The organism is Aeromonas allosaccharophila (assembly GCF_016026615.1).
Taxonomy (GTDB): Bacteria; Pseudomonadota; Gammaproteobacteria; order Enterobacterales; family Aeromonadaceae; genus Aeromonas; species Aeromonas allosaccharophila.
Map to the genome: position 1 here is coordinate 3,501,636 of NZ_CP065745.1, position 10,865 is coordinate 3,512,500.

Consider the following 10,865-nt stretch of genomic DNA (forward strand, 5'->3'; position numbering starts at 1 on the left):
AACTGTTGAAAAACGGCGCTATCAGGCGCCGTGGGATTGTTCAGGGGCGAGAGCGCACCAGTCGGGCGGCTTGCGCGAAGCGATCGGTATGGCCATCGATCACTCCGTGTATAAAGTCGATGTAGTAGACCAGTTCCGGCATCTCCTCGATGGTGCTGGATGTCCAGTAGGGAGCGGCATTTTCCCCGTTGTCATGGATGTCCGGAAAGAAATTGGGATCTGTCATCGGTGCCCGGCAATCTTCGTCGAGCAGGGTGAAGAGCTCCTCTATGGTGGGGAGTCGCCACCCCTCGCCAAGGCGGGCAGCTTCATCCTTGGCTTCAAGCAGCGTCAGCAGGGCCGGTGTGCCCACGCACCCTTTCCCCTCCTGCCACTGGCTGCCAAGGCTGCACGCCTGCCACTCCAGCTGATTGAGCCGATCATGGATGATTCCCCCCTGCCGCGTCAGGCGGTCGGAGAGGTCGCAGGCGGCCAGCGCCATGCTGGCCGGAAGCCAGAGCAGCCACAGGAATAATTTCATTTTTGTCTCTTGTGCGGATGGCTGTCAGCCCGGTGTTGGCGGGCTGACCCTGATGATCGGAGCGGGCTGCGAAGCTTTGGCCTCGAGCCCTGTCGTCAGGTTATGTGGGGATCAGAGCTTCTTGAGTTGCGCGGGCAGGGCGGCCAGCACCTCTTCTTTCGCCTTGAGGGAGGCGAACTGCTTGCCGGGCTTTTGCACCACGGTATGGACGAAGATCAGCAGCTTGCCCGGTTTGCTGGCCCAGCCGACGAACCAGCCAATCTGCTGATCGCGGTTGAGACTGCCATCCAGCTTCTTCGGGTAGCCCATGCCGGTCTTGCCGTGGATCTGCCAGCCATCGATCTCGCTCACCTTGAGGATATTGGCGGTGTACTGCAGGGTCTGCGCCGAGACCGGCAGCTTGCCGCTCACCATCTTGCCGAGGAAGCGGGCCTGCTCCTCCGGGCTGATGGCAAGGCTGGAGCTAAGCCAGGCCTGGGTCAGGCCGTCATGCTTGCCCGGATTGCCGGATAGATCCCGGTTGCCGTAGTCGAAGCGGTCGACGTATTGCTGGAAGCGTTCCATCCCCAGCCATTCGGTGATCTGCTGGGAGAACCAGACCACCGAGTAGGTTTCCCAGCGGCGCGGCGTGGTGGTTTCGCGCCAGGCGGGCAGCCAGTCGTCGTAACCCGGTTTGAAGGGCAGCGCCGGATGCTCTTCATCCACCAGAAAACCGCTGTCGTAACCCATCAGCGCCAGCGGGATCTTGAAGGTAGACGCTGGCGGCAGCTGGCTGGAGCAGTCCCCTTCGCTGGAGAGGGTCTGGCCGTTGCCGTCAGCATAGAGAAAACAGCCGCTGGCGGCGGAGGCGGGCAGAGCGGCGAGTAGACCGGCAGCCAGCAGGCTGGAGAGAAGCAGGCGGGACATAGCATTTCCTTGAGCAAATGGATGAGGCTAATCAATAAGATAAGGCGGCAGTTTAACGCCGCTTTGTGTGGTGAATGTGAAGTTGTGGGGAGGTGACTAGGCGAACGGCAGCCAGAGTTCCGCCAGCGCGCCACCTTCCGGCCGGTTGCTCAGGGTCAGGCGACCGCCATGCTGGTGGGCAACCTCATGGGCGAAACTGAGCCCCAGACCGCTGCTCTTGCCCTTGTCGGGGCGCGGCAGTGAGTAGAAGCGCTCGAAGATCCGTGGCAGGGCGTAGTCGGGAATGCCGGGACCGCTGTCGCAAACCCGGAAGCAGTAACCCTCCTCCTGCTGGCTGCCGCTCAGGGTGACTTGCCCGTTGGCGGGAGAGAAGTCGATGGCGTTATCCAGCAGGTTGCCGATGGCCTGCTCCACCAGCAGCGGATCCCACTTCTGTTTTGGCGCACTGGCCAGCTCGGCCACCAACTCGACCTGACGGCGCAGGGCGATAATCTGGCGAGCATCGAGGGTGCGCTTGCCCAGTTTTGCCGGTTCCACCGACTGGCGATCCAGCCCCTGCCCCGACTCCAGTCGTGCCAGTTGCAGCATTCGCTCGATCAGCTGCTGCATGCGGGCGGTTTCCAGATTGATGTTGCCGATAAAGCGTTTGGCGACTTCGGGGGGCGGCGTTTCGGCCAGAATCTCCCCTGCCCCGCGAATGGCGGCCAGCGGGCTCTTCAGCTCGTGGGTCAGGCTGTGGACGTAGTCCTCGATGTAGCGCTTGCCATCGAGCTGGTGGCGCATGGTCTCCAGCGAGCGGCCGAGCCGATCCAGTTCGACGGTGTGCAGCCGTGGCAGCGGTGCCGCCTCCCCCTTGCTGACCGAGTCGGCGTAGTGCACCAGCTTGCCGATGGCGCGGTTGAGCCACCACACCAGCAGGCTGCCGATCAGCAGCGAGATGAGCAGCATCTGGCCACCAGCCCGCAGCAGCTCCTGCTCCCCGCGTTCGATGGCGGGCATCAGGGTGCGATTCGGTTTGGCGACGGTGAGGGAGCCGATGATCTCGGCTCCTTCCCGCAGCGGGGCCGCCACATACATGGTCGAGCTGGCGGCATCGTCGGGATCGGTGCGGGTGCTGCGGGCGCCATATTGGCCGCGCAGGGTACGGTAGACATCGTTCCAGCGCGAATAGTCCTTGCCCAGATCCGTGCCGTCGGAGTCGTAAATCACCATACCCTGCCGGTCAGTGACATAGATGCGGTACTCCGCCTGCTGCTTCAGGTGGCCGTCGATCATCGCATTGATGGGATTCTGGTTGAGGCGGGCGAAGGCGCTGGCCAACCGCCCGTTCATCATATTGCCCTCTTGCAGATCATCGAGGGCCAGCGGCGCCAGCAGCTGGGTCATGTCGACAAGAGTATCCTCGGTGGCGCTGCGCACCCCCGGTTTGATCTCCTCGACGAAGATCTCCAGCACGAACCAGGCGGCCAGCGCGAAGATCAGCAGCAGGCCACACAGCAGTTGCAGCCCGAGTCTCATGCCAGCTCCAGGCTGTAGCCAAGCCCGCGATGGGTGAGGATCAGGTTGGCCTCGGGATCATGCTCGCGCAGCTTGGCGCGGATGGTCTTGATATGGGTATCGACGGTGCGATCCAGACTCTCTTCTGCATCCTGCCACACCAGATCCATCAGCTGCTGGCGGGAGTAGACCCGCCCCGGTGCCTGCATCAGGGTCTTGAGCAGCAGATATTCGTAACGGGTGAGGGCCAGTGGCTGGCCGCGAAAATGGATGCGGGCCCGCTCCTCATCCAGCACCAGCAGGGCGCTGGGTTGGGGGGCGACAGGCTGGCTGCGGCGCAGGATGACCCGCACCCGGGCACACACCTCCCGTGGCGAGAAGGGCTTGGCCACATAGTCGTCGGCCCCTATCTCCAGCCCGATCAGCCGGTCTATCTCCTCGCTGCGAGCGGTGAGGAACATCAGGGGAATATCGGTCAGCGCCCTCACCTGCTTGCAGAGTTCGAAGCCGCTGATGTCGGGCAGCCCCACATCGAGGATCAGGAAGTCGGGTCGCGTCTGTTCCAGTCGTGTCAGTAACTGCTGGCCCAACATGAACCACTCCACCTCGAACCCGTCGGTCTGCAGGGCGTAAATCAGGGTATCGGCGATGCTGGCCTCATCCTCCACCAGCCAGATGACTCTCTTTTGCATGGCATCCTCGTCGCAAATTGGCCCCCCATTCTGGCATCGAACCAAATCGGATCCTATTTGCTGTTTTATTTTTCCGAAAAAGAGGCTAACATTTCGATGTTCTTTCGAATCGAAACTTAAAAATGACTAAACGTAATACTCAACAACGCCGCCACACCATAGTTACCCTGGTACAAGAGCAGGGTGAAGTGAGTGTCGACGCCCTCGCCAAACACTTTTCTACCTCCGAAGTGACCATCCGTAAAGATCTGGCGGTACTGGAGACCGGCGGTCTGCTGCTGCGCCGTTACGGTGGCGCCGTCCCCTTGCCGAGCGAGATGGTGGTCGAGGCCAATCCTGAACAAGTTTCGAACCGAAAGTTAGCCATTGCCCGCGCGGCGGCCGAGCGACTGCGTGATCACAACCGCGTCATCATCGACAGCGGCAGTACCACCAGCGCCATGATCCCCATGCTGGGCAACAAGCGCGGCCTCATCGTGATGACCAACTCCCTCAATGTGGCCGGTGCCCTGCGCGAGCTGGAAAATGAGCCTACCCTGTTAATGACCGGTGGCACTTGGGACCCTCACTCCGAATCCTTTCAGGGGCAGGTGGCGGAACAGGTGCTGCGCTCCTACGACTTCGACCAGCTCTTTATCGGTGCCGACGGCATCGACCCGGAGCGTGGCACCACCACCTTCAACGAGCTGGTGGGCTTGTCGCGGGTGATGGCCGAGGTATCGCGGGAGGTCATTGTGATGGTCGAATCGGAAAAGATCGGCCGCAAGATCCCCAATCTCGAACTTCCCTGGTCGAGCATCCATACCCTGGTGACCGACGAGGGGCTGGCCAGCGAGGCCAGAGAACAGATTCAAGCCCAGGGGGTGACGCTTATCTGCGCCCCGGTCACTTGCTGACATCGAGCTCTGAACCATCCAACTGACTTTACGATTTGCATCTCAAGGAGAAGTGTATGTGTGGCATCGTCGGGGCTGTTGCCCAACGTGATGTGGCTGAAATTCTGGTAGAGGGCCTGCGCCGTCTGGAGTACCGCGGTTATGACTCCGCCGGTGTGGCCGTGTTCAGCGCCAACCAGCCGCTGCAGCGGGTTCGCCGTCTGGGCAAGGTGGCCGAGCTGGCCAAGGCGCTCGACGAGCAGTCCGTCCATGGCGGTACCGGCATCGCTCATACCCGCTGGGCCACCCACGGCGAGCCGTCCGAGCGCAACGCCCACCCCCACGTCTCCGAGCATATCGTGATGGTGCACAACGGCATCATCGAGAACCACGAAGAGCTGCGGGAAGAGTTGAAGGCGCTGGGCTATGTGTTCAGCTCTGATACCGATACCGAGGTGATTGCCCATCTGGTCCATCACGAGCTGAAGAGCGCCCCCAGCCTGCTGGTCGCCATGCAGATTGCGGTGAAGCAGCTGCGCGGTGCCTACGGTACCGTGGTGATGGACAGCCGCGACGACAGCCGCGTGGTGGTTGCCCGCTCCGGTTCGCCGCTGGTGATCGGCCGTGGTATCGGCGAGAACTTCATCGCCTCCGATCAGATGGCGCTGCTGCCGGTGACCCGCCGTTTCATCTTCCTGGAAGAGGGTGATGTGGCTGAGGTGACCCGCCGCGACGTACACATCTTCGATACCAACGGCAACGCCGTGATGCGCGAGGAGCAGGAGTCCGAACTCTCCCATGATGCCGGTGACAAGGGCGAATACCGCCACTACATGCTCAAAGAGATCTACGAGCAGCCCAAAGCCATCACCAATACCCTGGAAGGGCGTCTGGGCAGCGATCACGTGGTGGTCGAATCGTTCGGCAACGGCGCACGCGCCATCTTCGACAAGGTCGAGCACGTGCAGATCGTCGCCTGTGGCACCTCCTACAACTCCGGCATGGTGGCCCGCTACTGGTTCGAAGAGATCGCTGGCGTCTCCTGCGATGTGGAGATCGCCTCCGAGTTCCGCTATCGCAAATCGGTGGTGCGCCCCAACAGCCTGCTGGTGACCCTCTCCCAGAGTGGCGAGACCGCCGATACCCTGGCGGCGCTGCGTCTGGCCAAGGAGTCCGGCTACATGAGCTCGCTGGCTATCTGCAACGTGCCGGGCTCCTCGCTGGTCCGTGAATCGGATCTGGCCTTTATGACCCGCGCGGGGGCAGAAATTGGGGTTGCCTCTACCAAGGCGTTCACCACCCAGCTGGCTGGCCTGCTGATGCTGGTGGCCTCTGTCGGTCACTGCCGTGGCAACCTGAGCGCGGCTGCCGAGGCCGAGCTGGTCAAGGCGCTGCAAGCCCTGCCGCTGCGCATAAAAGAGAGCTTGGCGCTGGCCAAGGATATCGAAACCCTGGCCGAAGAGTTTGCCGACAAGCACCACAGCCTGTTCCTCGGCCGTGGCAGCCAGTACCCCATCGCCATGGAAGGGGCGCTCAAGCTCAAGGAGATCTCCTACATCCACGCAGAAGCCTATGCCGCTGGTGAACTGAAGCACGGCCCGTTGGCGCTGATCGATGCCGAGATGCCCATCATTGTGGTGGCACCGAACAACGATCTGCTGGAGAAGCTCAAGTCCAACGTGGAAGAGGTGCGCGCCCGTGGCGGTATCCTTTACGTGTTCGCCGATGCCGATACCGGCTTCAAGAGCGACGAGACCATGCGAGTCATGAACCTCAACCATGTGGAAGAGGTGATCGCTCCCATCGTCTATACCGTGCCGCTGCAGCTGCTCTCCTATCACGTTGCCCTGATCAAGGGCACCGACGTGGACCAGCCGCGCAACCTGGCAAAATCGGTGACCGTTGAGTAAGCCACTCTCTGATAAGTCACTTTCTGACATGAAAAAGAGCCGCAATTGCGGCTCTTTTTGTTTCGGCTGAGGGGTTACGACAGTCGCAGATTGGTGATGGTCACCTCGTCGAGGGAGGGCACTATGATGCCGCTGGTGATCCCCTTGGCAATGGCCTGACTGCGGTTCTTCGAGTCGGTCTTGTTGGTCACCTGGGTCAGGTGAAAGTTGACCGTCCGCTCACTGATTCCGAGGATGGTGGCGATCTCCCAGGAGGTCTTGCCCTCGCTGGCCCAGAACAGGCACTCCTTCTCCCGATCCGACAGTTCGGTCAGGTATTTCATCATATCCGGTCTGCTTTTGATCAGTTGCAGTGCGGAGTTGAAGATGTAGCTGGCGCAGAACGACAGCAGCGGGACATTTTCAAACATCAGGTCGGAGTTGGATTTCTCCTTGGTGATGAATGACAGGATGCCGTGCTCTCCCTGCGGGGTGTGCAGCGGAAAGGAGACGCCATTGCGTACCCCGAAATCGGCCGCCAGGTTCATCACGTCGCGGCTGGCGCTGGGCAGCCAGGGCGAGTCGCAATCGAGCTTGTTCCAGAAGATCGGCTGGGTCTGTTTCAGCCCCAGATAGACCACCGGATCCTGGGTCAGATACTGGTTTTCGCTATAGGCGTCAAACCAGGTGGTCGGACAGTTGTTGAACAGTGCCACGTGGGATTTTTGCATGCTGATGGGGAAAATAATCAGCAGCCGAAAGTAATCAAAGCCCATTTGATGACTGAAGCGCTCCAGCAGTTGCTGGATATCGCTGGTTTTTGTTGCCTTGGTGAACTGGTCGATATGTTCCCAGATCGCATCGTTGAGCATTACTTTCTCCTTTTTCGATCTCTATCACACTGATCGAAAAGATTTTTTCTCGTTATTTATATTTGTGCGGTGGCTATTGGCGCCACTTATTCCGTGCGTGCTTAAAAATTATCCTGTTTTTGTGCATAAAGGCCAAGGAAATCCTCTCGTTGCCAGTCTGCGCTGCATTTGAGATAATGATAATAGTTATCATTAATAAGATGTATTTCAATGAACAAGTTATGGGGTGTGGCCCTGCTGCCACTGTCAGTCCACTTTGCTGCCATCGGGGATGAGCTGGTTGCTCCCGCCCTCAAGAACAGCATAGCTGCCGGGAAAGCCTCCCAGCAGCGGGTGGAAAAAGCCGCCGATGCCGCCGTTGCCGCACGGCTGGAGCTGCAAAATGCCCAGCTGCAGCTGCGCGATCTCGAAGCCTACAACCGTTACATGCAATCTCTGGTGGCCGATCAGCAAAATGAGCTGGGCAAGCTGAGCCAGCAGCTGGAAGCGGTGCAAGAGACCCGTCAGGGCTTGATCCCGCTGATGCTGCAGATGCAGGCAGATCTGGAACAGCTGGTGCAAAACGATATCCCGCAGCGCAAGGAAGATCGGCTGGCGCGGGTTGAACAGTTGAAAGCGACGCTGGCCCGTGCCGACGTGAGCGAGGCGGAGAAATTCCGTCAGTTGCTGCAGGCCTATCAGATTGAAGCCGAATATGGCAGTCGGATGGATAGCTATTCTGCCGAGCTGGAGCTGGATGGTGCACCGCGTCGGGTTGATGTGCTGGCGCTGGGTCGGGTCTCCCTGCTGGCGATGACTGCCGATCGCAGTCAGGCATGGCGCTGGTCTGCCGAGGCGAAGCAGTGGCAAGCCCTCGACAGCCAGTGGCTCTCCCCCATCGCCGAGGCGATGGATGTGGCCGCCGACAAGAAAGTTCCCCAGTTGCTCAATGTCCCCCTCTCTGTCAGCCGTAGTCAGGAGGCCCAATCATGAGAGTCACCATGAAGTGGTTCCCCCTCCTTATTGCCCTCTCCTGCGGTGCCAACGTCGCTGTCGCCGATGAGTGGCAGCAGCAGGAACAGGCTCGTGAACAGCAGGCTCAGCAAGATCTGGCGACCGTTGCCAAGGAGCTCGGCACTGCCCGCGCCAGACTGGCCGAGGCCCAGCGCCTGAGCAAGGAGCTGGCCAGCCAGTTCGCCAGCAACGAGAAGCAACTGGTCGAACTCAACGCCCAGTGGGAGCAAGCCTCCGGCGACATGAACGAGATCTTCGCGGTTACCCGTCAGGGCGCCAGCGATGCAGTCAAGCTGCTGAGCGAATCCGCCGTCGAGGGCCAGTACCCGGAGCGTCTCGCTCCGCTGAAGGCCATGGCACAGGATAAACAGGTGCCGGATCGCGCCGCCCTCGCCCTGCTGCCCGCCACTCTGCTGCAGGAGATCCGCGAATCTGGCCGGATTGCCCAATTTAACGGCAAGGTGCTCGATGCCCAGGGGGCTGCCAGCGAGCAGTCGCTGACCCGGGTTGGCAGCTTTGCCCTGCTGGGGAGCGACGGCTTCCTGCAACCGACCGCCGAAGGCTTGAGCCCGGTGCTGGGGCTGCCCGGTAGCGTGCTCTCTGCCGTTGCAACTTATCAGGGTCAGGAAGGGGAAGCGCTGCCGCTGGATCCTTCTCATGGCACTCTGCTGGCGATGCTGGCGCAGGCGCCCACCTTCTGGCAGCAGGTACAACAAGGTGGTCAGGTTGGCGCCATTATCGTGCTGCTGGCCGCCATCGGTTTGGGAATTGCGGCGGTACGGCTGTGGAGCCTCTCTCGTGAACTGGGTCGTGTGCGTCGCCAGCTCAAGAGCGGCGAGTACCATGCCGACAATGCCCTCGGTCGGGTGCTGACGGTGGCGGACAAACACCCCGAGCTGAGCATGGAGACCCTCGAACTGCGTCTTGATGAGGCAATCCTGCAGGAGACTCCTCGTATGGAGCGCGGCATCGGCATGGTCAAGGTAATCGCGGCCATCGCCCCCATGCTGGGTCTGCTCGGTACTGTGACCGGGATGATCGGCACCTTCCAGGCCATCACCCAGTTTGGTACCGGCGATCCCAAGATCATGGCGGGCGGCATCTCCATGGCGCTGGTCACCACAGTACAGGGTCTGGTTGCGGCCATTCCGCTGATCCTGGCCCACAGCCTGCTGCAGTCCCGCTTCACCGAGCTTTCCAATGTGCTGGAGCAGCAGGTGGCCGGCATTCTGGCCGAGCGCGCCGAGAGCAATAACGGCGGGATGGAGCGAGCAGCATGATGCTCGACATCTGGCAACAGCTGCAGAGCTTTATGGGCCGTGGCGGCCCGGTGCTCTGGGTCATTCTGGCCATGCTGGTGCTGATGTGGATTTTGATGATCGAGCGGCTGCTCTACCTCAATCTGGGTTTCGGCCCGTTGCAGCAACAGTTGCTCGGCCGCTGGCAGGCGCGCAGCGAGCGCCACAGCTGGCACGCCCGGGCTATCCGCAGCCGCTGGCTGGCGCAAGCCGAGCTGGAACTGAACCGTCATCTGATCTTCATCCGCACCCTGGTGGTGCTCTGCCCCATGCTGGGGTTGCTGGGCACTGTGACCGGCATGATCGGCGTATTCGATGCGTTGGCCGCGGCCAACCGCTTTAACCCGGAGAGCATGGCGGGCGGGATCTCCCGCGCCACCATCCCCACCATGGCTGGCATGGTGGTGGCGCTCTCCGGCGTGTTGTTACTCAGTCGGCTCGAGAGTCAGGCCAAGCGTGCGCTGGCCAAGACCCGGGACGGCCTGCGAGAAGAGAAGGTAATGCAATGAGACGGCAATCCAAACGCCAGCGTGACGAAGTGCAGATCGACATGACCCCCATGCTGGATATCGTGTTCATCATGCTGATCTTCTTTATTGTCACCACCTCCTTCGTGCGCGAAGCCGGGCTCGAGGTACACAGACCCCAGGCCAGTCAGGCCAAGGCGCAGAAATCCTCCAGCATCATGCTGGCGATCGGGGCCCAGGGTCAGATCTTCCTCGACCGCAAGCAGATCGATGTGGAGCGGGTACAGGCCACCATCGCCCGCCTGTTGGCGGAGCAGCCCGATGCCAGTCTGGTGATCCAGGCCGACGAGCGGGTGCCCCACGGCAAGGTCGTGCGGGTGATGGATGAGGCCAAGGCGGCTGGTATCGCCAATATCGCCGTGGCGGTGGCGCCGAAATGAAATACAAGTTGATGAGCCTGGGGCTGGGGATTGCCCTCAGTTTGGGCATCCTGCTGTTTATGGCCACGCTGGTTGAGCCGCCCCGAGGCGAGAAGGTGGCGAGTGAACAGAAGCCCATCGTCATCAATATGCAGAACGAGGTGACCGAGGTGCAGGTGCGGGAGCGTCCAGTGCCGCAGGAGCCCGAACCTCTGCCAGAGCCTCCCGCCGCATTGGCCTCGACACCGCTGCCGATGCCCGCAGCGGCCCCCTTGGCGGCCGTTGAGCCGAGTCTGGACCTGGTTTCCAGCCTCAGCGCGGTACAGGTCTATGCCCCCGGTGTGGCGACCAGTACCGCGCCGGTATTGAGTGGCAACTACCACGGCCAGCAGCAGGGTACAGGCATCGGCGTCGGTGACATGCTGATGCCGTTGCAA

General features: G+C 61.2%; 12 protein-coding genes (1 of these 12 only partly in view). 7 read left to right on the forward strand and 5 right to left on the reverse strand.

What is annotated here, in order from left to right; all coding sequences use genetic code 11:
• Positions 1-40: 40 nt before the first annotated feature.
• The 4 genes from I6G90_RS15990 to blrA form a co-directional block, all read right to left on the reverse strand.
• A complete protein-coding gene (locus I6G90_RS15990; protein ID WP_197928286.1) occupies positions 41-520 on the reverse strand; it encodes an Lcl C-terminal domain-containing protein in 480 nt (159 codons plus the stop codon).
• A 111-nt stretch (positions 521-631) separates the two neighbouring features.
• Complete coding sequence (blaOXA, locus tag I6G90_RS15995) at positions 632-1,426, reverse strand: OXA-12 family class D beta-lactamase (RefSeq protein WP_197928288.1); 795 nt, start codon at positions 1,424-1,426, stop codon at positions 632-634.
• Positions 1,427-1,522: 96 nt separating this feature from the next.
• Complete coding sequence (gene blrB / locus I6G90_RS16000) at positions 1,523-2,944, reverse strand: beta-lactam sensor histidine kinase BlrB (protein ID WP_197928290.1); 1,422 nt, start codon at positions 2,942-2,944, stop codon at positions 1,523-1,525.
• On the reverse strand, positions 2,941-3,615 hold the full coding sequence (blrA, locus tag I6G90_RS16005; RefSeq protein ID WP_033138557.1) for a beta-lactam response regulator transcription factor BlrA: 675 nt from the start codon (positions 3,613-3,615) through the stop codon (positions 2,941-2,943). The genes blrB and blrA overlap by 4 nt, the downstream gene beginning before the upstream one ends.
• 122 nt (positions 3,616-3,737) lie before the next feature.
• On the opposite strand from blrA, the gene I6G90_RS16010 reads away from it, so the two are divergent.
• Positions 3,738-4,511: a DeoR/GlpR family DNA-binding transcription regulator gene (locus I6G90_RS16010; protein ID WP_005339356.1), complete on the forward strand. Its 774-nt coding sequence runs from the start codon at positions 3,738-3,740 to the stop codon at positions 4,509-4,511.
• Positions 4,512-4,567: 56 nt separating this feature from the next.
• Positions 4,568-6,400: a glutamine--fructose-6-phosphate transaminase (isomerizing) gene (gene glmS / locus I6G90_RS16015; protein WP_197928292.1), complete on the forward strand. Its 1,833-nt coding sequence runs from the start codon at positions 4,568-4,570 to the stop codon at positions 6,398-6,400.
• Between the two features lie 74 nt (positions 6,401-6,474).
• Here glmS and I6G90_RS16020 read toward each other — a convergent pair whose 3' ends face one another.
• Positions 6,475-7,251 (reverse strand): helix-turn-helix transcriptional regulator, encoded by a 777-nt coding sequence (locus tag I6G90_RS16020; RefSeq protein ID WP_058052634.1) that lies wholly within the window; start codon positions 7,249-7,251, stop codon positions 6,475-6,477.
• Between the two features lie 210 nt (positions 7,252-7,461).
• Here I6G90_RS16020 and I6G90_RS16025 point away from each other — a divergent pair, with 210 nt between their 5' ends.
• The 5 genes in view from I6G90_RS16025 to I6G90_RS16045 are tightly spaced (each overlapping or abutting the next) and all read left to right on the forward strand, a layout consistent with a single transcriptional unit that may run on beyond the window.
• Positions 7,462-8,223 (forward strand): DUF3450 domain-containing protein, encoded by a 762-nt coding sequence (locus tag I6G90_RS16025; protein WP_197928294.1) that lies wholly within the window; start codon positions 7,462-7,464, stop codon positions 8,221-8,223.
• Positions 8,220-9,524: a MotA/TolQ/ExbB proton channel family protein gene (locus I6G90_RS16030; protein WP_197928295.1), complete on the forward strand. Its 1,305-nt coding sequence runs from the start codon at positions 8,220-8,222 to the stop codon at positions 9,522-9,524. The genes I6G90_RS16025 and I6G90_RS16030 overlap by 4 nt, the downstream gene beginning before the upstream one ends.
• The gene (locus tag I6G90_RS16035) at positions 9,521-10,051 is read left to right on the forward strand and encodes a MotA/TolQ/ExbB proton channel family protein (protein WP_197928297.1); all 531 of its coding nucleotides are present in this window, start codon (positions 9,521-9,523) and stop codon (positions 10,049-10,051) included. The genes I6G90_RS16030 and I6G90_RS16035 overlap by 4 nt, the downstream gene beginning before the upstream one ends.
• Positions 10,048-10,449, forward strand: coding sequence for an ExbD/TolR family protein (locus I6G90_RS16040; protein WP_005339369.1), 402 nt, complete (start codon positions 10,048-10,050; stop codon positions 10,447-10,449). Before I6G90_RS16035 ends, I6G90_RS16040 begins: the two co-directional genes overlap by 4 nt.
• Positions 10,446-10,865 carry the 5' portion of an energy transducer TonB gene (locus I6G90_RS16045; RefSeq protein ID WP_197928299.1) on the forward strand. It continues 243 nt past the right edge of the window, so 420 of the gene's 663 nt are visible here — the first part of the coding sequence; its start codon is at positions 10,446-10,448; its stop codon lies off the right edge, out of view. The genes I6G90_RS16040 and I6G90_RS16045 overlap by 4 nt, the downstream gene beginning before the upstream one ends.

Excerpts from the sequence above, each read along its gene's own strand:
- blrB (WP_197928290.1), bottom strand. The coding sequence starts at position 2,944 with ATGAGACTCGGGCTGCAACTGCTGTGTGGCCTGCTGCTGATCTTCGCG.
- I6G90_RS16035 (WP_197928297.1), top strand. The coding sequence starts at position 9,521 with ATGATGCTCGACATCTGGCAACAGCTGCAGAGCTTTATGGGCCGTGGC.
- I6G90_RS16010 (WP_005339356.1), top strand. The coding sequence starts at position 3,738 with ATGACTAAACGTAATACTCAACAACGCCGCCACACCATAGTTACCCTG.
- I6G90_RS16040 (WP_005339369.1), top strand. The coding sequence starts at position 10,048 with ATGAGACGGCAATCCAAACGCCAGCGTGACGAAGTGCAGATCGACATG.
- blrA (WP_033138557.1), bottom strand. The coding sequence starts at position 3,615 with ATGCAAAAGAGAGTCATCTGGCTGGTGGAGGATGAGGCCAGCATCGCC.
- I6G90_RS16030 (WP_197928295.1), top strand. The coding sequence starts at position 8,220 with ATGAGAGTCACCATGAAGTGGTTCCCCCTCCTTATTGCCCTCTCCTGC.
- I6G90_RS16025 (WP_197928294.1), top strand. The coding sequence starts at position 7,462 with ATGAACAAGTTATGGGGTGTGGCCCTGCTGCCACTGTCAGTCCACTTT.
- blaOXA (WP_197928288.1), bottom strand. The coding sequence starts at position 1,426 with ATGTCCCGCCTGCTTCTCTCCAGCCTGCTGGCTGCCGGTCTACTCGCC.
- I6G90_RS15990 (WP_197928286.1), bottom strand. The coding sequence starts at position 520 with ATGAAATTATTCCTGTGGCTGCTCTGGCTTCCGGCCAGCATGGCGCTG.
- I6G90_RS16020 (WP_058052634.1), bottom strand. The coding sequence starts at position 7,251 with ATGCTCAACGATGCGATCTGGGAACATATCGACCAGTTCACCAAGGCA.
- glmS (WP_197928292.1), top strand. The coding sequence starts at position 4,568 with ATGTGTGGCATCGTCGGGGCTGTTGCCCAACGTGATGTGGCTGAAATT.